Genomic DNA, 23,533 nt, shown 5'->3' on the forward strand with positions numbered 1-23,533 from the left:
AACTTATATCATATTTTTCAATAATTTAACAATTGTAAATTAGGATAATAAATTTGATTTCAAGTGAACAAACTGCTTTGCATTTAGATGATTTAATGAATATAAAATGAACTAAAAATTGGACATGGAGTCCTTCAAACAATGAAGAAGTTTTTAGTTCCTACATTATTCGCAAGTTCATTCTTATCTACTCTGAGTTATGCGGAGTCAGGATATTTCAGCCTTTCTGATGAGGGGTTTAAGCGTTTTTCAATTTCAGTGGGTGCATTACATGTAATGCCGCAAGGTAAGGCCCAACCTTTTAATGTCAAAACAGTCATAAATGACAATTATGAATCAAAAGTTGGGGATATTAATGCTTCAACGGTAATCGATAACCTTGACCCAGATCGTAAACCAAATTATTTAGTAGAAGGTATTGTTAAATTAATTTCTGCTTTTCAAGGCAATGTCTCAGGGGCTATTAGTGGAAAATCCTATATTAATGGATTAGCTGAATGGGATAATCCGAATACTGGCTTGGAGGCTGATAAAGTTACAACAGTTGGCATCATGAGTAGTTATCACTTTACAGATAATTTGTCTGTGGAAATAAAAGGTGGAATTCCACCTAAAGTGGATATCAAAGGTATTGGAAATATTAAAGCCCCCTTCTCAGCTACTGCAGCACCGTTAGGTGGAATTGCGGGGAACTTAGACCTCAAAAATAATATTCATATTACTAATCTAGAACAATCTTCAAAAGCTGCTGAAGCTAGAGCATGGACCCCTGCTTTTGAATTACAATATCGTTTTGGTGAGACCGGGATTAATAAATTCCGCCCTTACGTTGGCGTTGGATTAATGTACGCTTATTTTAATGAGCTAAAAATGGATCCAGGTATTGAAAAAGATTTAGTCGCCGCTGGGCATATGATCCAAAATATTATTAATCAAAATGCTGGTGCAGCACTCGATAAGAAAGATACCAATGGAAAAATGAAAGTTAATTTAGAAGCAACTGATGTTTTTGCACCTATAGCTACAGTTGGATTCACCTACGACTTTAATGATACATGGTATGCAGTAGCATCTATTAGTTACGCTCACTTGCAGAATGAAACGAAGATCACAGTCGTCAATGAAAATACTGGACAAGAGTTAATCAACTCAAAAGCTGATATCGAGATTAACCCGATATTAGGCTATGCTGGGGTTGGCATGCGTTTCTAACGCATAGAGTAAGAAAAGAGGCAATTGCCTCTTTTTTTTGTAATCAAACAAAAACCAAACATAATTGGCAAATTATTACTACAATGTGTCTAAAAATAAATTTGATAATAAAAATACAAAAATAATCACTCTTTATTTACAGTTTTGGACATGGAGTTCCATAATGAAAAAAAAACTAGCTTACTTAGTTGCATCCATCAGTGCGTTAAGTTTTCCAGTCTTCAGTTATGCAGATTCACCTTATTTTAGTTTAAAAGATGGCGATGGCTTTAAACGTTTTTCGGTTTCAGTGGGTGCATTACATGTAATGCCTCAGGGCAAAGCTCAACCGATTAATATTAACACTGCTGTAGCCGAGGGTGAAAACACTCGCGTAGGTGATATCTCTATGAATTCAGTTATTGATAATTTAACTGAAGAAAATACAGGTTTAGCTGATTTAGTTAAATTTCTTGACAACTCAGGACTTAATCAATTACCTAGCCAGCTAAGCGGTACTGCTGATATCTATAATTTGTCACAGTGGAAAGCTGAAGGTACTGGTTTAGAAGCTGATGATGTCACAACACTCGGTATCATGACCAACTATTTTTTCACCGATAATATTTCATTTGAAATCAAAGCTGGTATTCCACCTAAAGTCGATATCCAAGGTAAAGGTCAAATTTATGCACCTTTTAAAGCTACAGCAAAACCAGAATTAGATCTTATTGAGTCAATCCCTGGTGGTATTGAACTTGGAGAAATGTACTTAGAAAAAAATCTACCAATCACTGATTTATCAGCCCACGGTAAAGTTGCAGAAGCTCGTGCATGGACGCCAGCATTCGAATTCCAATATCATTTTGGCAAAACAGGCGTAAATAAATTTAGACCTTATGTAGGGCTTGGTTTGATGTATGCATACTTCAATGAATTGGAAATGAACTCCAACCTTGAAGCTGATCTAGTCGCTGCAGGTCATAAAATTGCGAACATCAAATTAGGTGAAGCTGGGAAAGCACTTGATGGAATTGAAAGTACTGCGAATCCTAAAGTTAAACTCGAAGCTAAAGATGCTTTCGCCCCTGTAGCTACTGCTGGTTTTACTTATGATTTCAATGATCGTTGGTTTGCAGTCGGATCAATTTCCTATGCGCATCTTAAAGGTGAAACAACAATTACCGTAAACGATGCTGAACTTGGTGAATTAATCAATGCAAAATCAGATATCGAAATTAATCCGATTCTGGGATATGCCGGTATTGGTTATCGATTCTAATTTCCATCAGTCTTCATAAAGCGGCCAAGTGCCGCTTTATTCATTCTAATAACTAAATTTTATTGATTGATAAATTTTTATTCTGTCGTCATGATGCTACTGATCTTTTAAAATTACAAAAAATGCTAAGCGGATTGACCATGTCAGAAACCAAATTTTCAAAACCCCTCATCTTTATGCTCATTGGGAGTGCTTTTATTTTGGCACTCTCCTTAGGTGTCAGACATGGATTTGGCTTGTATTTAGTTCCAATGAGTCATGAGTTTAATTGGAATCATCAAGTTTTCAGTTTAGCAATTGCCTTTCAAAATTTATTATGGGGTGCTGTTCAACCCTTTACGGGAGCGCTAGCAGATAAATATGGGAGTAAAAAAGTCGTTGCCGTAGGCGGCGCTTTATATGCGATTGGACTTGTGATGATGGCATTTAGCTCAACAGGGCTTCTCATCAATCTTAGTCTAGGTCTAATCATTGGTTTGGCTTTATCAGCTACTTCATTTTCTGTTTTGCTCTCTGCTGTCGGACGTGCAGCGCACCCAAGTCGACGTAGTATGGCTATGGGTATTGCCAGCGCAGCAGGCTCTTTTGGGCAATTTATTATGTTGCCAACCACACTTTTACTCTTACAAAATTTTGGTTGGTCATCGGCGCTACTCATCACAGCGATTTTAATTGCATTAATTGTACCCTTGGCTTGGATGCTAAAAGCTCCAATGTATCAAGCGCCTCAAGCAGTTGATGCGATTTCTAAACCTTCTTTAAGTTTTAAACAAATACTCATTGTTGCTAAAAACCACAAACCTTTTATCTGGTTAGCATTAGGATTTTTAGTTTGTGGATTTCAAGTCGTGTTTTTGGGCATTCATTTGCCGGGTTATTTAACTGACCATGGTTTCAGCACCACCACTGGTACTATGTTTTTAGCCTTGGTTGGGCTATTTAATATTGTTGGAACTTACACAGCTGGTTGGCTGGGTGATAAATATTCCAAACCTAAATTGCTCATGTGGTTATATGGACTACGTGGCATTGCCATCATTTTATTCCTCGCATTGCCACTCTCGATCTTTACGATTTATAGTTTTGCCATCATTATGGGGTTGTTATGGTTATCAACCGTTCCCCTTACCAATGGTATTGTTGCGAATATGTTTGGAGTTAAGTATCTCACCATGCTAAGTGGAATTGTATTTTTTACTCACCAAGTCGGTTCATTTTTTGGAGGATGGTTGGGTGGCTTAAATCATGATATGACAGGCAATTACAATATTATTTGGATGATGTGTATTGCGCTCAGTATCTTCGGTGTATTCATTCATTTATTTGTTAATGAGGAGAATGTCGTCAATGACTAATCGCTTCAATCTGCTCAACATCAGCATATTCATCGGAGTCATCCTTCTGCTTGGTCTATCAATTGCTTTATGGATGAACACTCCTGATTTATTTACATATTTTAACCAAGCTTTTTGCGCACATTAATTTATATAACTTCATAGTTTTGACAACTCAGTTTTTTAAACTCCTCAATTAAATAATCTAATAAACATCTCACGGCAGGCATCATGCCTTGTCGTGATGTATAGGCAACATGAATAACGCCACGTGGCAACTCCCATTCAGGGACTAATTCTACAAGAGTGCCTTGATTAAGCTCTTCATAAACAAACACTCTAGGTAATGATGCTATTCCAACACTGTTCAATACTGCAGATTTCATGGCAGCAAAATTATCAGTTTTGAGTCTTGGAAAGAATTCTATTTCTTGAAATTGACTAACTGTGTCAACTTTAGATTGAAATCTCCAAATCGATTTCGGGACATGAAAACCTATACTCGGAAGTTGTGCAAGGTTATCCAAATGGATAGGCTCATGAATCTGTTTAATTAATTTAGGCGTTGCCACTAAAACATGTTGCCAAGCATCAAGCTCTCTTACAATCAAGTCGCTATCTTCAAGTGGTAAATTTCTCACCCTAACAGCCAGATCAATCCCCTCTTCTATGAGATCAATTTTACGATTTGTTGCGACCAGATGAACTTGAACACGTGGGTAATGTTGCATGAATTTAGCAATCATATTCCCCAATGGAAACTCGACCAAACCAATTGGACACGAGATTCGAATTAAACCTGAAGGCTCGCTCGACAAACTTTGCTCTACAAAATTTTCTGCCGCCTCCACTTGATCCAAAATCTTAATACAATATTCAAAAAATTCTTGACCAACTGCGGTTACGGCAAACTTTCGTGTATTTCGTTGCAATAATCTTACGTGTAAACGGTTTTCCAAATCTGAAATATGACGAGACAACTTAGATTTTGTAATACCTAAAGCTTCACTTGCCTTAGTAAAACCTTGATATTTCACGACTTGCACAAAATAGTAGTAATCATTTAAATTTTGCATAATTGTTTCATTTTTGGAATTATCTGTTGAGAGAATCGCCCTGTAATCTCATCAATATACCTCAATATCATGATTAGAACGATATATAGAGGAATACAAATGACACAAGTTCAGAAAGTCTATACCAGCGATCGAAGCACATGGGTGGGTGATGGTTTTCCAACAAACTCTATGTTACCCATGCATGAAATAGGAAATCATACCAGCCCATTCTTGGTAATGGGTTATACAGGTCAATATCGATTTTCTCCAAGTCACCACCAACGCGGTGTTGGTTTACACCCCCACCGTGGCTTTGAAACGGTGACGATTGTCTATAACGGCGAATTAGAGCATCGTGACTCAAAAGGCAATCATGGAAAAATTGGTCCAAACGAAGTGCAATGGATGACCGCAGGTAAAGGTATTCTGCATGAAGAACACCATTCGGAAGCTTTTGCAAAAACTGGCGGAGTTTTGGATATGGTTCAACTTTGGGTAAATCTACCAGAGCATGCCAAGATGACTGAGCCGAGATATCAGGAATTGACTGAGCAAAATATTCCTGAAGTTTTATCTCACGATGAGCAAACCAAGATTCGTGTTATTGCTGGTCAATATCAAATCGGCTCAACTGTTTATCAAGGACCAGCTCAAACATTTAGCAACATGAATGTTTATGACATTAGACTTAATCATGGAGCACGCCTTCCATTAAATCTTATGCCAAACTGGAATCATCTGATTTTCATCCTTGATGGAGAAGTTGAGATTGATGGTCAGATCTATACAGCCATGCAAACGCTTTATCTTGACCCAAAATCAACACAAGTCGAAATATTTGCTCATCGTACGGCGAAAATTCTTTGCTTAAGTGGTGAACCATTGAATGAACCCATTGTTGCCCACGGTCCTTTCGTCATGAATACTCAGGAAGAAATCGTGCAAGCATTTGATGATTTCAGAAATGGAAATTTTGCTTAATTTAACATCCACAAGCCTTATCATTTTCAAGATAAGGCTTACCCCTCATCACTCCTTCATTAATTTCAAATACTTGTCATAATCGCCTATTAGACTTAGTTCAAAAACATCGTACGATTACTAAATGAAATCAGATAATTTTCCTAAAGTTAGCTTATCAGCACTATTTTTTATTTTTCTTAAATTAGGATGTATTTCATTTGGCGGTCCTGCAGCGCATTTAGTGTTATTTCATCGCACTTTTGTTGATCAACTCAAATGGTTAAGCTCTCATGAATATGGACAATTGGTCGCATTAGCGCAATTGTTGCCAGGTCCGACCAGTAGTCAAGTGGGGCTATCGATAGGATATTTATCCAAAGGATATTGGGGGGGCTTTATTGCTTGGTTAGGATTTACATTACCTGCCTTCATTCTAATGACTTCATTTGCTATTTTTGGTCAATATTTTTTTTCCGATGTACCTCTTGAACTCTTTCACGTCATCCATTTGATTGTAATAGCCGTCGTCATTTGGGCTTTTTTACAAATGTTCAAAAGCTTCTGTACTGAAATTTGGCAGTATGTCCTGATGCTGAGTTCTGCTTTTTTTATTTATTTTACACAGTGGAGCTATAGTCAAATTTTCTTAATTTTAGTGTCTGGATTCATTGGCTTAGCTTTTACAAAAAAAGGAAAATCTCAGCCATCACCTCGCTTAAAAACCACTCAGACATCTTCAAAATATCATTATCTCTGGCTCATCCTGTTTGTCGCTTTATTTATTTTTTTTCCTGCGCTGCAATTTATCTATTCATCAAGCTTGCTTAGAAATATAGAAAGCTTTTATCACACTGCTTCAATGGTTTTTGGGGGCGGTCATATCATCCTGCCACTCATGTATGAAGATTTTGTGCTTACTCAACACATCACTGCGGAACAATTTGACTTAGGCTATGCATTTGCTCAACTTATTCCAGGCCCTTTATTTAGCTTTGCAGGATACGTTGGCACATATTTAGGATTTAGCGCATCGCCTTTACTGAACGCTGCGATTGCAACCAGTATAATTTTCCTGCCCTCATTTCTGCTTATTTTCGGCACGCTCCCTTATTGGTCAAAATGGGTCAAAAACAAAAAGATTGCAGCAGCCGTCGCTGCTATTAATGCAGCGGTCATCGGATTATTACTCTGTTTAATTGCTCAAATGGCTGAAAAACATCTACACTCAATTTATGATTTTATTTTTATCGGCATTGTCATTCTTTTACTGAGATCAAAAATCCCTGTCATCATCTCTTTATTAGCGAGCTTTGTTAGCTATGGAGCTTTATTGTATTTTGTGATTTAAAGATCAAACTTAAATGCAAAAATAAAAAACTCGCAAGCCTGAACTTGCGAGTTTTTTGTCATCACGTTGCCTTAGAACAAGCGATTCATCCCGTTTAACGTTGCTACGCGATAAGCTTCAGCCATCGTTGGGTAGTTAAACGTTGTCTCAACAAAATACTTGATCGTGTTGTTCGGACTATTCATCACGGCTTGACCAATATGAATAATTTCAGAAGCATTATTACCGAAGCAATGCACACCTAAAATTTCTAAGGTTTCGCGATGGAACAAAATCTTTAACTCACCCACTGTATCTCCCGTGATTTGTGCACGAGCAAGGTGACGGAAAGACGCCTGACCAACTTCATAAGGAATTTTTTCTTCAGTTAATTCCTGCTCAGTTTTACCAATTGATGAAATCTCTGGAATGGTATAAATACCAGTAGGGATATCAACCACGGGTTGGATACCTTGTTCACCACTCATAATCGCGCCAGCACAGCGACCTTGGTCATATGCAGCTGAAGCTAGAGACGGCCAACCAATTACGTCACCCGCAGCATAAATATTTTCAACCTCAGTTTGATACTGCTCGTTCACTGATAGTTGTCCACGGCTGTTTGGTTTGATACCGACATTTTCCAAGCCAAGACCATCTGTATTACCAGATCGACCATTACACCATAGAATTGCATCAGCTTTAATTTTCTTGCCACTTTCAAGATGCAACACCACATGATCATCAAATGTTTCTAAGTGATCAATCTGCTCATTGTGGCGAATCAATACACCTTGTTCACGTAAGTGATATGACAATGCATCTGCAATTTCGTCATCTAAATAGCTCAATAATTTATGCTGAGTATTAATCAAATCAACTTTGTGATCTAAGCCAATAAAGATAGATGCATATTCACAGCCAATGACACCAGCGCCATAAATAATGATTTTTTGAATTGAAAAATCTAGGTCTAAGATTTTGTCAGAATCAAACACACGTGGGTGATTAAAATCTAAAATTGAAGGACGATATGGACGACTACCTGTCGCAATCACCAACTGTTTAAAAATAATCGTTTCTTTCACACCTTCAGGCGTGAAAATCACCACCGTATTTTGATCTTGGATATAAGCACGACCGTGGAAAATATCAATGCGGTTACGGTCATAAAAACGCGAGTGTGTATCCACTTGCTGTTGGATCACTTTATGCGCATTACGAAGCACTTGCTTCATGGTGAATTGTTTCCAATCACCCACTTTTTGGAACATTGGATCACGTTGATAACGGATAATGCTAGAAACCGTTTGACGTAAAGCTTTACTTGGAATGGTTCCTACATGCGTACAGTTACCACCAAGTTGTTCACGCATATCAACTACTGCAACGCGCTTGCCTGATTTGGCAAGTTTCATTGCCGCACCTTCACCAGCAGGGCCTGAACCTAAAACGACTGCATCATATTTGACAAAGGTTCCACTCACGACCTCTTTCTTACGCGGCATTCAATGCTCCTATACAATTATCTCTTCATTTATCTAACTTATATTATGACTGAAAATGCATACATTTGCTGTATTTCAATACCATATATTGCTTGATAGCCACATTTATTTTATGAATATCGTTTTTGCCCAATTTATGCATAAATTCGCTATAATAAGAGACCTATTTTTAATATTTCCTCCCGTCACACATTAGTGGAATCGTTGAATATGTCAGAAAACCGTAAACCAGTACAGGGTGAAAAACTTCGTGGCGCTGAGAAAGTTGCACGTATTCCTGTAAAAGTGATTCCTACGGTTGAAGCACCTCGTAAACCAGACTGGATTCGCGTCAAAATGGCTGCACCAGAAGAGGTTCAACGCATTAAATCAACTTTACGTGAACAAAAATTACATACAGTGTGTGAAGAAGCTGCATGTCCAAATCTTCCTGAATGTTTTGGTGGTGGTACAGCAACTTTCATGATTATGGGTGACATTTGTACACGTCGTTGCCCATTTTGTGATGTGGCACATGGTCGTCCGAATGCATTAGACCCAGATGAACCACGCCACATGGCTGAGACAATTGCAAACTTAGGTTTGAAATACGCTGTCATAACATCTGTAGACCGTGATGATCTACTCGATGGTGGAGCGCAACACTTTGTTGATTGTATTAAAGAAGCGCGTGCTTTAAGTCCTAATACATTATTGGAAATTTTAGTACCTGATTTCCGTGGTCGTATGGATGTTGCATTACGCATCATGACGGAATGTCCTCCAGATGTGTTTAACCACAACATTGAAACCGTACCACGTTTATACAAAGCAATGCGTCCAGGTTCAGACTATCAACATTCCTTAAATCTTCTTAAAATGTTTAAAGAATACTGCCCAGATATTCCAACTAAATGTGGCTTGATGGTAGGTATTGGCGAAACTGAAGAAGAAGTTCTCGCACTTCTTGATGACCTCAAAGCACACGATGTTGACTACGTAACAATTGGTCAATATTTACAACCATCGAAAGAACATGCACCAATTGATCGCTTCGTCACACCTGAAGAGTTCGAACGCTATACAGCACATGGGCAAAAATTAGGCTTTAAAAATATTTGGGCTGCACCAATGGTACGTTCAAGTTATTTTGCTGATCGTCAATACTATGGCGAACCAGTACCAGCAGTTCGTCGTAAAGCTGATCCTGCAAAGAAAATTACTGTTCAAACAATCGAAGCATAATTCTTCTTACTTTAAAGCCCTCGTATGAGGGCTTTTTTGTTTGTGGTTTTTATAATTCTCAATTACTTATTGACACATTTCTTATCTCTCTTCTGCTTGAATTTTGAATATTTTTCAAACAATCTTATCCAATATAAGTATTAATATGCGTCCGTTTTAGAACTCAACGCTTTCGTTTCACATTTCATGATCCAATATCGCTGTAGATCTGATGTTTGTGCTTTGATTAAATTTACTGTGGGTATTGGCTCCATGACCAAATCATAAATGGAGCAGTTCATAATGTTTTTTATACTCAGTTTAATTATTCTATTTATAACACTCTGGGCTATTTTTTATTTCGAATTCTCAAGAACTTCTGGGGCTATCACACTCACAGTCGTATCTATTTTAGTTGCGTTGATCAGCCCTTGGTCGCTGATACTCGGTATTCCTTTTATCCTAATTTCATTGATTGTCAGTATTGATACGTTAAGGATGAAATTTATTACACAACCTGCCTATAAAGCTCTAGCCAATGCAATGCCAACAATGAGTAGTACCGAGCGTGAAGCATTAGATGCAGGAACCAGTTGGTGGGAAAAAGAATTATTTATGGGGGCACCAGACTGGAAGAAATTTGATCAGTATCCGTACCCCACACTGTCTGAAGAAGAACAATCATTTATCGATCATGAAGTCGAACAGCTCTGCCAGATGCTGGATGAATGGGATATTCACCATCATCGTAAAGACCTCCCTGAAGAAGTCTGGTCATTTATTAAATCCAAAGGTTTTCTGGGGTTAATTATCCCTAAAGAATACGGCGGTAAACAATTTAGCTCATTTGCGCAAAGCCGTATCATGAGTAAGATTGCCTCACGCTCACTTACCACTGCTGTCAGTTGTATGGTGCCTAACTCTTTAGGTCCAGGAGAATTACTCTTACACTACGGTACTGAAGATCAGAAGAATCGTTATTTACCAGGTTTAGCAAAAGGTGAAGAAATTCCATGTTTTGGTTTAACAAGCCCTGAAGCAGGTTCAGATGCAGGTGCAATTCCTGATACAGGTGTGGTTTGTTATGGTCAATTTGAAGGACAAGAAGTTCTTGGCCTAAAAATGAATTTTTCCAAACGTTGGATTACACTTGCCCCTGTTGCTACGGTGGTCGGTTTAGCTTTCAAATTATATGACCCTGAAGGTTTACTAGGTGATAAAAACAAAACTGAATACGGAATCACATGTGCCCTATTACCAGCTGATCATGAAGGTGTGATTGTAGGAGCACGCCATAATCCAGGTTCACCATTTATGAATGGTACCGTGGATGGTAAAGATGTCTTCATTCCGCTAGATTGGATTATTGGTGGTGTAGAAAATGCAGGTAAAGGCTGGCGTATGCTAATGGAATGTCTGGCAGTTGGCCGCGGTATTTCTCTTCCAGCATTATCAACAGCTGCAGGTGAAATGTGTTATTTAAATGTCGGCGCCTTTGCTCGTGTCCGTCAACAATTCAAAATTTCAGTCGGTAAATTCGAAGGTGTTCAAGAGGTTTCAAGTGATATCGCTAGCGATACCTATATGCTTGAAGCTTTCCGTTACTTAGTCACTTGTGGTTTAAACCAAGGGGGTAAGCCCGCAGTTATGACCGCAATGGCAAAATACTACGCAACTGAGACCATGCGTAAGATTGTTAATCATAGTATGGACATTGTGGGCGGCCGTGCTATCCAAATGGGTCCTCGTAACTTCTTGGCGCTCATGTACCAAGCGATCCCTGTTTCGATTACTGTTGAGGGTGCCAATATTCTGAGTCGCTCACTGATGATTTTTGGTCAAGGTTCGATGCGTTGTCATCCCTATTTATTTGAAGAATTACAACTTTTACAAGCAGAAAATAAAGATGCAGCCTTAAAAGAGTTTAATGACATTCTTTATAAGCATTTGGGGTATACATTCAATCGAACCGCTAAATCATTTGCTTATGGTTTTATAGGTGGATCAACAGAAGGCTCAGCAAAAGCGGATGATTTCAGTCGCCCCTACTACAAAACCATTAATCGTTTGAGTGCTAATTTTGCCTTAGTCGCAGATATGTGCTTAGGCCTCCTTGCAGGTGATATCAAACGCAAAGAAATGCTGTCTGGACGATTAGCAGATATGCATTCACACTTATTTATTGCGACTGCAATTCTTAAATTTTATGAAAATGGTCAACGTACTGAAGCTGAACAACTGCATGCTAAACTCGCACTTGAGAAAGCATTATATGCATCTCAAGAAGCGTTCTATGGTCTGTTTGATAACTTCCCTGTAAAAATTGCCGCAAGTTTAGTCAAACTTATTTGTTTCCCTTTTGGTCGTCCTATTGCTCAACCATCGGATGCCTTGAAACTTAAATTAGGTGAACTAATTCTTCAGGAAAATGCTTTCCGCAATGAATTAAAAAAACATGTCTTCTATAGTACTGATCCCGATGATGTCAATGGGCGCATGGAGTCTACATTCCAAATGTTGCTTCAAATTGAGGAATTATGGAATAAGTTTAAAAAGGCTGAATCCAAAGGCCAATTTACAGGTCTGACTTTTGAAGAGCACATTGAGTCTGCTCTTAATGACAAGTTCATCACTCAGGCTGAAGCAGATCAGTTACTTACGTATAACGCTAAACGTTTTGACAGTATGTTGACCGATGTTTTCGATACTGAACTTAACCAGAGTTTAGAACTTGAGAACCCTCACGCTCAGATGTTGTCAAAATCTACACAATACTAGTCACTCAATTGCTTCTGAAAAAACGATCCTAAAGGGTCGTTTTTTATTTTTCATTCCACTTTTTATATTTCATTCCACTATGGTGTTATAGAAAACAACATCAAAAAAAGCGAAATTAAATGAAAACAAAAAAATGAATCTTTATTCATTTTTTATGATAATGTGATTACAACTAATAAAATAGCTGTCATTAAATTTTGAACATATGAAATTGACACGCATTTGAATCATATAAACTACAGGACAAGGATCAACGCTATGAGTCAAGAAATCGTATTAGTTGCAGGTAGCCGTACCGCTATGGGTAGCTTTCAGGGAGGACTTTCAAGCTTAACAGCCCCGCAACTTGGTGCTGAAGTCATTAAAGCCGTACTTGACCAATCTAAGCTTGCTGCAGACCAACTAGATGAAGTGATTATGGGCTGTGTTTTACCTGCGGGATTAAAACAAGGTCCTGCTCGTCAAGCGATGCGAATTGCAGGTGTACCAGATCATGTAGGTGCAACAACGATCAATAAAATCTGTGGGTCTGGCATGAAAGCCGTAATGCAAGCTGCAGATGCCATTAAAGCTGGCTCGGCAAATATTATTGTCGCTGGCGGAATGGAATCCATGTCGAATGCACCTTATCTCATGGACAAAGCACGCGCAGGTTACCGTATGGGACATGGCAAAGTGATTGATCACATGTTCCAAGAAGGTTTGGAAGATGCTGAAACTGGCTATTCAATGGGTATTCTTGCTCAAGAAATGGCAGATAAGAAAAACTACACACGTGAACAACAAGACGATTTCGCGATTCGCTCCTTAACTCGTGCTCAGAATGCGATTCAAAATAATTATTTCAAAGATGAAATCACCCCTGTTACAGTAAGTTCACGTAAAGGCGATGTCATCGTTGCCCAAGATGAAAATCCATTTACAGCAAAAATTGATAAAATTCCTACGCTACGCCCAGCATTTGCTAAAGACGGTACAATTACTGCAGCCAATGCCAGTTCAATTAGTGATGGTGCATCAGCATTTTTAGTGACTTCTGCTGAACTCGCAACAGCAAAGGGACTTTCAACTTTAGCAACGATTAAAGCTTACGCAACGCACTCTCAACACCCATCAGAATTTACCATCGCACCTGTTGGTGCAATAGAAAAAGTATTAAACAAAGCGGGCTGGACTGTTGAAGACGTGGATTTGTGGGAAATTAATGAAGCGTTTGCGATGGTGACCATGGCAGCGATCGATGCTTTTCATTTAGATCCTGAAAAAGTGAATATCCACGGTGGAGCTTGTGCACTCGGACATCCATTGGGGTCATCAGGTTCACGAATTATTTTGACTCTCATCCATGCATTAAAACGCTTAGGTAAAACAAAAGGTGTTGCCGCACTTTGCATTGGTGGTGGAGAAGCAACTGCGATTGCGATTGAAATCCCAGCTTAATATTTATGCTATAGCGCATCTCAAGATGCGCTTTTTTTATGAGGAAAAAAATGTCAAAACAAGATTATGAAAATGGTTTAAAAGTTCGTACAGAAGTGATGGGAGAAACTTTTGTCAAACGTGCACAAGACAATACAGTTCCATTTACTCAACCACTTCAAGATTGGATTAATGAGCATGCATGGGGTTCAACTTGGCAACGTGAAGGCGTTTTACCACGCAAGTATCGTTCGTTAATCACGATTGCATTTTTAACAGCCCAAAAAAGCCCAACAGAACTTAAAGGTCATGTACGTGGTGCTTTAAATAACGGCGCAACTGTTGAGGAAATCCAAGAGGTTCTTTTGCACAGCTTGCCGTACTGTGGTGCTCCAGCTACACAAGAAGCATTTAGAGCCGCGTTAGAAGTCATTAATGAATATCAACAAAGCTAATCTCATTGAGCATTCATAGATGAACCGCTTAATCTACATTAAGCGGTATTTAAGGTATTTGGACGCTAGATTTAACTTAATTCAATTTTAGATTGATGTTCAAGCACCTGAACCACAGCTGAAAAATCAGAATCTTGAGCTTTCACTTTTTCAATTTGCATATACTGATTTTGTATAAGTTGCATCGCTGGCAAATTCAACGCTTGCTCTTGAATTAGATCAGTCGCAATTCCTATATCCTTTTGTAAAAGAGCTAAGGCAAAGGTTTTTGGAAACGCACGACTCAGAACACGTTGCGCCATAATATTTTCAGACATTGAACTTTTACCACTAGAATGATTAATACAATTCAATGCACTATTCAAATCTACTCCTTTTGACTTTAATACCGTCAATCCTTCTGCGAGTGCCCATAGATGGGTTGCCATCAACGTGTTATTCACTGCTTTAACAGCAAATCCAGAACCACTCTCCCCGACATATTCAATTAATCCTGCAAATGCCTGAATAATCGGTTTTGCACGCTTATAAGCATCGACATCCCCCCCAACCATTACCGTCAATGTCCCTTTTTCAGCGCCTATAGTTTGCCCAGAAACGGGGGCATCTAAATATTCAACACCATTAAATTTCAACTGATTTGCAAGTTTTAAAGCACTTACAGGTACACCACTGGTACAGTCGATCCATACGCTCCCCTTGACCGGAGGATTTTGAGCAATAAGCTGTTCGACATCTGCACTGGTGGGTAAGCAACTGAAAATAAAATCTGCTTTCACTGCTTGATCGACAGAAGTCGCTTTAGTACCAAATGTTTGTGCATGTGCTTCTGCTTTTTCAAAATTACGGTTCCAAACTAAAACTTCAAATCCTAGTTTTGGTAAATGGCTCGCCATGTGCCATCCCATAGCACCTAAACCGATAAATGCAATTTTCATTTTTAATTTCACCTTAAATTTGAGTGTTAGGGAGTGCCGTTGCTTCTGCTGAATGCGGTTCGTTTTCGAGCTCTACTGTTTGCGCATTCTTATCTTCTCGATTTAAGAAAAGATTCAATAAAATAGCCGCTAATGTTGCAGTCCCTATTCCACCCAAATCAAAATGGCCAATTTGCAAACTATAATTGCCTGTCCCCATAATTAAGGTGACAGCAGCAATCAACAGAGTACTGTTTTTGGTAAAATCTACGCGGTTGTCCACCCAAATTTTAGCACCGGCCACTGTAATCAGACCAAAAACAACAATCGAAGCTCCCCCTAATAATGCGACAGGAATCGTACTAATAACCGCGCCAAATTTTGGTGATAGACCTAGCAAAATTGCAAATACGCCAGCAAATAAAAATATGGTGGTTGCGTAAATTTTGGTTACCGCCATCACACCAATGTTCTCAGCATATGTTGTCATTCCTGTTCCACCGATTGATGCAGACAAGGTCGTACATACACCATCTGCAAAGAAACCTCTTCCCATATATGGTGATAGATTACGTCCAGTCATTGCAGATACCGCTTTAAAATGTCCTAGATTCTCTGCAACTAAGATGATCGCTATGGGAGCAATAAGCAGCATGGCATTAAATTCAAACACTGGCGCATGAAAAGTAGGTAAACCGAACCAAGCTGCCTCACTGACTTCAGTAAAATCGATCGCTGTACCAAAACCCAAAACATTGGTGAGTAAAAAATAAATAAAGTAAGAAGCCACTAAGCCAATGAGCAATAACAATCTACGGATCATGCCCTTAGTAAATACGGCGATTACACTAATACAAATAATCGTGATTAGAGCCATCCATGAATCAAACTGATTAGCAGAGACACTTTTGATCGCCACTGGCGCTAAATGCAAACCAATGATCATCACAATTGCTCCAGTCACAATTGGTGGCATCAACTTTTCAATCCATGCTGTGCCAGTTTTCATCACGATCAAACCGATCAAGGCGTACAAAATACCGCATGCAATGGTACCGCCAAGTGCTAAGCCTAAGTTTGGATTTAAGCCAACACCGGTATAACCAGTGACTGCAATGACTGCTCCAATGAAAGCGAAGCTCGAACCTAAATAGCTCGGCATACGCCCCCCAGTCATTAGGAAAAATAATATTGTCCCAATACCCGTAATAAACATTGTAAGATTCGGATCGAAACCCATCAGTAATGGGGCAAGTACTGTTGCCCCAAACATTGCAAATGCATGCTGCAGCCCCAATACCATACTTTTACCTGGCGGCAAGTACTCATCTACTTGAACTGCGGTCGTGTCTAGATTTCCTTGGAAAGGTTTAAATTTTGGAAACCATGTTTCTTTTGTGCTCATCGACCTTCTCCTGATCAAGCATGCTGTTTTAGACCATTGGAACTGGCTCGCAATATACGCGGTTAAAATACATGAGGGCTTTTTCACCCGCTTGCTGTTTCATCCCCTTTACATGGCAGAACAAAACATCATGACTGCCTACCGATAAACTTTGTACGACTTCACAATCAAAACTCACTAGCGCACCTTCTAAAATAGGTGCACCTGTGACTAATGTTGACCAGTCCCCCTTTTCGAAACGTTCTGCCATTGGAGTTTTACCCCCAAACACATTCGATAAATGCTTTTGACTACTGCTTAAAGTATTGACACACAAAACCTGATTACTTTTAAATGTTTCAAATACAGATGCTGATCGATTTAGACATACCAGCAATGTTGGTGGCGTATCTGTCACACTACATACAGCTGAAGCTGTGAAGCCAGCTTTTCCTGCTAGACCAGCTGTAGTAATGACATTGACAGCTGCACCTAAATTCGACATTCCTTGTCTAAAAACCTGTTGGTCAATGTTGAGTGTGGCACTCACTGCCTCGGGTAAATTGATTGATTGCACATTTGCATTCATAGTGTTCTCCATCCCTCATCGCCTAAGCAGTCAGTGAGGGACTCATAATAGGGTGATGAAAGCTTTCAAATTAAACATGAGCAATTGAAGCAATTTCGATGAGTGCATCAGGTTTGACTAATCCTGTTTGAACACAGTAACGAGCTGGTTCTGCATTCGGAAAATATTCGGCATATACTTCATTCATTGCAGCGTAGTTTGCCCAATCTGTCAGAAAAATATGGTTGAAAGTAATGTCCGACATTGTTCCGCCAGCAGTTTCGATGACCTTCTTTATTGTTTCAAGGACATGGCGTGTCTGTGCTGCTACGTCTCCAACATGAACTACATTGTTGTTTTCATCAAAAGGCAAAGTGCCTGAAACATAGACAATGTTGTCTGCTTTAGTTGCTGGCGAATACGGTGCGAGTGGCTTACCTGAACCCACTGGAATAATGACTTCTTTTGACATGACTTATTTCCTAATTTTAGAATTTATAAATATCTATGCGCTTTCAGCGAGTGTTGGTTGACCTGCAAAACTACTGACAAAACTTTCTGTATCCGACACCCATCCAAAGAAGGTTTTTATGTTGTACATACTTGCGACATGGGCTTCTTTTGGCCCTGCTTGATGACAGGCATCGTCTAAAGCCACGCCAAAATATTCTAGAAAGAAGCCATCTCTGAGCGTCGATTCAACGCATACATTGGTCGCGATACCGACAAAAACCAAATTACGAATTCCACGCACTCTGAGCATGCTGTCTAGCGCTGTGTTAAAGAATCCACTATAACGAGGCTTTTCAATCACAATATCTTGCGGAGCTGGCACCAACTCATCAATCAACTCAAAATCCCAATCCCCTTTTGCTAACAATTTGCCTTGTAACTCAGGACGCTTACGCATGGTCTTCAGTGCATTTGATTTATGAAAGTTTGGTGAATCAATACCACCTGCTTCACGATATTGATTATCCCAACCGTTTTTGAAATAGATCACTTGAATACCAGCATCATGTGCTGCAGAAACTGCCTTTTTAATATTTTCAACCACAGGTTTTGTCGTCGACACATCAAACCCAGCAAGATCTAAATAACCACCTTTTGACGTATACGCATTTTGCATATCAATCACGATTAGTGCTGTTTGCTCTGGTGCAAGCACAATATTTTCCGGTTCGGCTTTGAGTTTTACACCCGTACCCGCTTGTGCAGTAAATCCAGCTTCAACGGTATTTTCTAAATGACTCATGCGATTTTCTCCAACACAGGTTCTGAACTCATTCCTTCAACCACAACATGTTCACGACATTTCATAAGCGGCTGAATCCGTTGTCCAAAACTTTCAACACCTTCAACAAAATCATCAAATGTCAGTAAAATGCCTTCAGTTCCTTTCACCTCACTAATCTCATCTAGCATTTTTGCGATAGTTTCGTAAGAACCCACCAACGTTCCCATATTGATGTTGACTGGTGATACTGATGAAGCCATTTGACGAATATTAGTATCTGCACCGGATTTAGTATCTTTTCCGCCTTGATTCATTAACCAGTTGATCGCTTCAATATCAGCGCCATCGTTATAATGTTGCCACTTCGCCATCGCTTCTTCGTCTGTTTCAGCAGCGATAATCATGAACAAAACGTAGGTTTGAACATCACGCCCCGTAATATCTGTTTTTGCTTTTAAACGATCGTTGATTTCTGCATATGCTGTTGGTGTATTAAGCCCTTTACCAAAAACAAAATTGTAATCAGCGTGTTGAGCAGAAAATTCCAAACCTGTATCCGATTGACCAGCGCAGATAATTTTCATCTCTGCTTGCGGGCGTGGGCTAACTCGGCAATCATCCATTTGGAAATGGTCACCTTTAAAATCAGATTTACCTGTTGCCCATAATTCACGCAGAATTTGTACGTATTCAGATAAGTATTCGTAACGCTTTCCGAAATATTCATCACCGGGCCACATGCCCATTTGGGTATATTCTGGCGCTTGCCAACCTGTGACGACATTTAGGCCGAAACGACCATTCGAAATTGAATCAATCGTAGATGCCATGCGTGCAACTATGGCAGGCGGCATCACTAGCGTCGCAGCTGTTGCATAAATTTTTATTTTGCTGGTGACTGCAGCAAGACCCGCCATAAGCGTAAAAGTTTCTAAGTTGTGATCCCAAAACTCAGTTTTACCCCCGAAACCACGCAGCTTGATCATAGACAATGCAAAGTCAAAACCGTAATGCTCTGCGCGTTGGACAATTTTTTTATTTAACTCAAAACTTGGTTTGTATTGAGGAGCATTTTCTGAGAGTAACCAGCCATTATTTCCGATCGGACAAAAGACACCAATTTTCATATCTAACACTCCTAATTTAACGATCAGTTAAATTTTATTTAGTAGGATTAAGCCTTAGAGCTTGTATTAGATATTTAGCAAATGATGTGCCAATTATTATTTTATTATATATTACAACAACTTAATAATTTTATATTTTACCTTATGATAAATTAATCATATAATCCCAATACCCATTACTCCTAAATAACGTCATAAAAAAGTGCACAAGATGTTCCAAAAAATACCATTTGGTAAAATAATTAAAAAAACCACGATCTCAATCGTGGTTTTTTATATGCAATTGAAAAGTTTCAAATGCTAGAGTGATCGAAGAAATTGAATAATTGCCTGATTAGTGATATCTGGCTCAGTCACAGTAGAAGCATGTGCACCTACATCAAAAATTGAGCATTGTGCATGTACAAAATTTTTCTGAAGATCAAGAGTCTTATGTACTGGAACCAAGAAATCATCACGATTTGCAATCAAGTGAATTGGAGTTCGTTGAAGTGCGGTGATATGTTCATTCGTTATTTTAAATTCCTTTAAAGCCTTCAGACGTCTCAATACATTCTCTTTTGGTGGAAAGTTTCGGAGTTGATTATTTTCTGCTTGTTGTATTTGATCGATATTAACAGAGATCCATACAGGTGGATAAAGAAATAATGCTTGAGCTCTAACATATGCCTCTGCACCAGCATTTTCTAATAACGATTCTCGAGCTTCAAAACATTTGAGCGTATGTGGATCTAGTGAGTCCCACGCATTAATATTGGTCAAACTCAACATTTCCAATTTTGTATTTTGAATTAAAACGGCTAACTCCGCTCCAATATGCCCACCTAAAGCATGACCGATAAAATGGAATTCATCGATCTTTAGATCCTCTAAAATCTGTATCACTTGTATTGCCATATCGGTCATTGAATAAGTTGGTGCTAGTAATGCAGCATCTGCATGACATCCTTGTTGATCATATGTAATGACATGAAAAAATCGAGTCAATATATCTAATTGAGGATGCCAAAAATGTCCATGCCCTCCTAACCCTGAAGATAACAACACAAATTGAGCATTAGGATTAGCTTTGCAGTAAAAAACTTGATACGTCATAAATTTTACCTATCGATAAAAAATAACTACAACTCTGCAATTAACATGCCCAAGCTAATTCAATTAAAAATTTATTTCTAAAATGCTAAATTTATAATTCTAAAGATAAACAATAATTGTTATCATTTACAATAATTACATACACTCACACTTTCTTACTTTTATGAACAGTACAGAATTCGAACTACCAGGCGAGTTAACACTTGGGAATCAAGTAAAAAAAATTCGTAAGACTACTAAATCAGTTTCTATCAGTTATCGCCTGATGGTGCTCTATCGTTTTTTATTGGCGGGTATTGGAGGTTATTTGCTTGCATCCCTCTCTGCTATCGTGATTGCACAAACATTTAGCACATATCAATCTAGCGCAGCGATGTCAGCAACGCTCATTGCTTTCTGTTTACAGTGTGCAGCGTTTATTTGGGTTTTTATGGTTCACAAAACCAGAAAAGCTACATTGGGCATCGTCTTACCTAGCCTTGCTTTATTTCTCATCTATAAAATCATGGGGAACTAATTCATGAGAAGTGATGCCAAAGCTGAAGGCCCACGCCAGTCTATGTCATGGTTACATACTTGGGCTAGTTTGATACTAGGATGGTTGCTGTATGCGATCTTTGTAACTGGTACTTTGAGTTTTTTCCAAGCAGAAATCAGTACATGGATGAAGCCCGAGTATCACCAATCGATTCCAAGCCAATCTCAACTCGAGCAGACGCAAGTGGCTCTGCAATATTTGCAGAATAATCATGATGATGCAGGGAGCTGGGGAATTCAATTGCCCAATGCTCGTCAAAATTACACCACACTGAATATCCGGAATGTCGGAGAAGATCCCAATGCTCGTCGCGGTGGTAAACGTGTGACGATTGACAGTGCCACAGGTGAAGTATTAGAAGCCCGTGAAACCCGTGGTGGTAGTTTTCTGTATCGTTTCCATTTTGAATTATACGGAATGCCACGTATATGGTCACGTTGGATTGTGGGCATAGCAACCATGTTTATGCTTGTTGCAATTATTAGTGGCATCATCACCCATAAGAAAATCTTTAAAGATTTCTTTACCTTTAGAACAGGTAAAGGACAGCGTTCTTGGTTAGACGCACATAATGCAACAGCTGTATTCGCACTTCCCTTTCATATCATGATCACTTTTAGTGGTTTACTTTTATTATTGTTTACCATCATGCCATGGGGGGTACAGCAAATTTATGACAATCGTGGCGCCTTTCTACAAGACCAACGAAAATCCTTAATTCAAAATCCAGCAGAACCACAAGGGCAGACTCGTACTGATCAACCGCAAGGAAATCAGCGCTCAATGATGAATGCTCGTACAGAAATTGAGGCTCGTGGTACGCAGTCAGCATCAAATGAACATACTAACAACATGGATGGTGAGAGAAAGAATCGAGGTGAAAGTCGACGTACGCGCAACCAAGATCGAAAAGCTGAACCTGCACCACTTACAGATATTGCTCCGATCCTCACTCAAGCTGAAGCGAAGTGGAAAAACAATCCGATTGGTTCGATCACAATTAAAGCACCAAATACATCGAAGGCGACCATTGAGTTACGTGCTTTACACGGCGCAAGTATCGCTCATCGTGGCGTATATGAAACTTTAGACTTCAATGGTGTGACAGGTCAAAACATTACAGATGATTCCGCTCAACTCAAAAATCCTTCTATTCCCAATGGCATTTACAATGTTGTCACTGTTCTACATGAAGCACGAGGAGTTGATTTAGCCTTACGTTGGATACTCTTTTTTTCTGGTATCGTTGGCACGCTAATGGTCGCAACAGGATTAATTTTATGGTGCGTCAAACGTGCACCTCAACAAGCGAAACAAGGTTATAAATCCTTTGGGTATCGTACGGTCGAGATTACCAACATCGCTGCGATTATCGGCTTACCAATTGCTTGTGCAGCTTATTTTTATGCAAACCGTTTTATCCCTGTTGATATGGAAATGCGTATAAACTGGGAAATCCGTACATTCTTTATAGTGTGGCTCTTCACACTGGTTTATGCTGTTTTTCGCACCCATCGCCAAGCTTGGCTTGAATTACTGAGTCTCGCTACCCTGCTTTTTGCTTTACTTCCGCTTTTAAACTTTATCACAGGTGGTCAACCTTTATGGCGTTCTATAGCTCACGGACAATGGGTTATCGCTTCGTTCGACCTGGCGATGATAGTTTTAGCAGTAGTTTTTTATTTTGCACTTTACAAAGTTCAAAATCATCAAGGAACTCCATTAAAAAAGAGTCAAGTTTTACCTAAGGTAGAGGGGTAATCACCATGAGCTTTTTTCTCCTCATTTGGGCAGTTTGTACTTTAGGTTTTATAGGTTTAGCCAGTGCAATACAAAAGCATCAAAAACAAATTTTTGGTCAAACATTGAGTATTAAACACCAGAAAATAGCCTCAATGGTTGGATGGGGATTCCTGTCGTTAGGGCTTATCCTCTGCATGAGCAAAGGACAAGTCAGTAATATGATGAGTTATTGGGTTGGTGTACTGACATTCGCTGCGCTTTTTGTTGCACTTTGTCTGACCTATTTTGAGTCACAAATAAAAAAAATCATTTTGGGCGTATCTTTTATTGGATTCATTAGCTTGATCTTCTCAATCATTTAATACTTTACTTGATAAAAACCGACCCATATTTCATTTCAATATGG

General features: G+C 39.1%; 21 protein-coding genes. 12 read left to right on the forward strand and 9 right to left on the reverse strand.

The features are described 5' to 3' along the window. The first annotated feature begins 141 nt into the window (after positions 1-141). From AC1M9M_RS03185 to AC1M9M_RS03195, 3 genes are all read left to right on the forward strand, one after another. Positions 142-1,212: an OmpW/AlkL family protein gene (locus AC1M9M_RS03185; RefSeq protein WP_035265681.1), complete on the forward strand. Its 1,071-nt coding sequence runs from the start codon at positions 142-144 to the stop codon at positions 1,210-1,212. A 160-nt stretch (positions 1,213-1,372) separates the two neighbouring features. Continuing rightward, positions 1,373-2,473 carry an OmpW/AlkL family protein gene (locus AC1M9M_RS03190; protein WP_481595670.1) on the forward strand — a complete coding sequence of 367 codons (1,101 nt, stop codon included), beginning with the start codon at positions 1,373-1,375 and terminating at the stop codon, positions 2,471-2,473. Positions 2,474-2,613: 140 nt separating this feature from the next. Further along, the gene (locus AC1M9M_RS03195) at positions 2,614-3,828 is read left to right on the forward strand and encodes an MFS transporter (protein WP_481595586.1); all 1,215 of its coding nucleotides are present in this window, start codon (positions 2,614-2,616) and stop codon (positions 3,826-3,828) included. Positions 3,829-3,956: 128 nt separating this feature from the next. Here AC1M9M_RS03195 and AC1M9M_RS03200 read toward each other — a convergent pair whose 3' ends face one another. Continuing rightward, on the reverse strand, positions 3,957-4,883 hold the full coding sequence (locus AC1M9M_RS03200) for a LysR substrate-binding domain-containing protein (protein WP_481595587.1): 927 nt from the start codon (positions 4,881-4,883) through the stop codon (positions 3,957-3,959). Between the two features lie 99 nt (positions 4,884-4,982). Between AC1M9M_RS03200 and AC1M9M_RS03205 the strand changes: the two genes are divergently transcribed. Continuing rightward, positions 4,983-5,846 carry a pirin family protein gene (locus tag AC1M9M_RS03205; protein WP_481595588.1) on the forward strand — a complete coding sequence of 288 codons (864 nt, stop codon included), beginning with the start codon at positions 4,983-4,985 and terminating at the stop codon, positions 5,844-5,846. A gap of 124 nt (positions 5,847-5,970) precedes the next feature. Beyond that, positions 5,971-7,176: a chromate efflux transporter gene (gene chrA, locus AC1M9M_RS03210; RefSeq protein ID WP_481595589.1), complete on the forward strand. Its 1,206-nt coding sequence runs from the start codon at positions 5,971-5,973 to the stop codon at positions 7,174-7,176. A 71-nt stretch (positions 7,177-7,247) separates the two neighbouring features. Here the strand turns inward: chrA and sthA are convergent, their stop codons facing one another. Further along, positions 7,248-8,663 carry a Si-specific NAD(P)(+) transhydrogenase gene (sthA, locus tag AC1M9M_RS03215; RefSeq protein ID WP_035265673.1) on the reverse strand — a complete coding sequence of 472 codons (1,416 nt, stop codon included), beginning with the start codon at positions 8,661-8,663 and terminating at the stop codon, positions 7,248-7,250. A gap of 210 nt (positions 8,664-8,873) precedes the next feature. Between sthA and lipA the strand changes: the two genes are divergently transcribed. The 4 genes from lipA (at position 8,874) to AC1M9M_RS03235 (ending at position 14,518) form a co-directional block, all read left to right on the forward strand. Further along, positions 8,874-9,887 (forward strand): lipoyl synthase, encoded by a 1,014-nt coding sequence (gene lipA / locus AC1M9M_RS03220; RefSeq protein WP_035265671.1) that lies wholly within the window; start codon positions 8,874-8,876, stop codon positions 9,885-9,887. Between the two features lie 282 nt (positions 9,888-10,169). Further along, a complete protein-coding gene (locus tag AC1M9M_RS03225) occupies positions 10,170-12,644 on the forward strand; it encodes an acyl-CoA dehydrogenase (protein ID WP_481595590.1) in 2,475 nt (824 codons plus the stop codon). A 258-nt stretch (positions 12,645-12,902) separates the two neighbouring features. Then, on the forward strand, positions 12,903-14,084 hold the full coding sequence (locus tag AC1M9M_RS03230) for a thiolase family protein (RefSeq protein ID WP_481588487.1): 1,182 nt from the start codon (positions 12,903-12,905) through the stop codon (positions 14,082-14,084). 50 nt (positions 14,085-14,134) lie between these two features. Further along, positions 14,135-14,518: a carboxymuconolactone decarboxylase family protein gene (locus AC1M9M_RS03235; protein WP_179998434.1), complete on the forward strand. Its 384-nt coding sequence runs from the start codon at positions 14,135-14,137 to the stop codon at positions 14,516-14,518. 71 nt (positions 14,519-14,589) lie between these two features. Here the strand turns inward: AC1M9M_RS03235 and AC1M9M_RS03240 are convergent, their stop codons facing one another. From AC1M9M_RS03240 to rutD, 7 genes are all read right to left on the reverse strand, one after another. Further along, positions 14,590-15,456, reverse strand: a complete 867-nt coding sequence (locus tag AC1M9M_RS03240) for an NAD(P)-dependent oxidoreductase (RefSeq protein WP_481595591.1) — start codon at positions 15,454-15,456, stop codon at positions 14,590-14,592. Between the two features lie 13 nt (positions 15,457-15,469). Beyond that, entirely contained in the window at positions 15,470-16,840 is a 1,371-nt protein-coding gene (gene rutG / locus AC1M9M_RS03245; RefSeq protein ID WP_481595592.1) for a pyrimidine utilization transport protein G, read from the reverse strand. Between the two features lie 28 nt (positions 16,841-16,868). Further along, a complete protein-coding gene (rutF, locus tag AC1M9M_RS03250) occupies positions 16,869-17,408 on the reverse strand; it encodes an NADH-dependent FMN reductase RutF (protein ID WP_481595593.1) in 540 nt (179 codons plus the stop codon). Between the two features lie 70 nt (positions 17,409-17,478). Continuing rightward, on the reverse strand, positions 17,479-17,859 hold the full coding sequence (rutC, locus tag AC1M9M_RS03255) for a pyrimidine utilization protein C (RefSeq protein ID WP_035265663.1): 381 nt from the start codon (positions 17,857-17,859) through the stop codon (positions 17,479-17,481). Between the two features lie 33 nt (positions 17,860-17,892). Then, positions 17,893-18,642, reverse strand: coding sequence for a pyrimidine utilization protein B (rutB, locus tag AC1M9M_RS03260; RefSeq protein WP_481595594.1), 750 nt, complete (start codon positions 18,640-18,642; stop codon positions 17,893-17,895). After that, positions 18,639-19,751 carry a pyrimidine utilization protein A gene (gene rutA / locus AC1M9M_RS03265; protein WP_035265660.1) on the reverse strand — a complete coding sequence of 371 codons (1,113 nt, stop codon included), beginning with the start codon at positions 19,749-19,751 and terminating at the stop codon, positions 18,639-18,641. The genes rutB and rutA overlap by 4 nt, the downstream gene beginning before the upstream one ends. Before the next feature lie 300 nt (positions 19,752-20,051). Further along, positions 20,052-20,846, reverse strand: a complete 795-nt coding sequence (rutD, locus tag AC1M9M_RS03270) for a pyrimidine utilization protein D (protein ID WP_481595595.1) — start codon at positions 20,844-20,846, stop codon at positions 20,052-20,054. Between the two features lie 163 nt (positions 20,847-21,009). Between rutD and AC1M9M_RS03275 the strand changes: the two genes are divergently transcribed. The 3 genes from AC1M9M_RS03275 to AC1M9M_RS03285 are packed head-to-tail and all read left to right on the forward strand — an operon-like array spanning position 21,010 to position 23,489. After that, positions 21,010-21,363, forward strand: coding sequence for a hypothetical protein (locus tag AC1M9M_RS03275; RefSeq protein ID WP_481595596.1), 354 nt, complete (start codon positions 21,010-21,012; stop codon positions 21,361-21,363). Between the two features lie 3 nt (positions 21,364-21,366). Further along, on the forward strand, positions 21,367-23,145 hold the full coding sequence (locus AC1M9M_RS03280) for a PepSY-associated TM helix domain-containing protein (protein ID WP_481595597.1): 1,779 nt from the start codon (positions 21,367-21,369) through the stop codon (positions 23,143-23,145). Positions 23,146-23,150: 5 nt separating this feature from the next. Next, entirely contained in the window at positions 23,151-23,489 is a 339-nt protein-coding gene (locus tag AC1M9M_RS03285; RefSeq protein WP_481595598.1) for a DUF3325 domain-containing protein, read from the forward strand. Positions 23,490-23,533: the final 44 nt, after the last annotated feature.

The organism is Acinetobacter sp. ANC_7503, assembly GCF_056780035.1.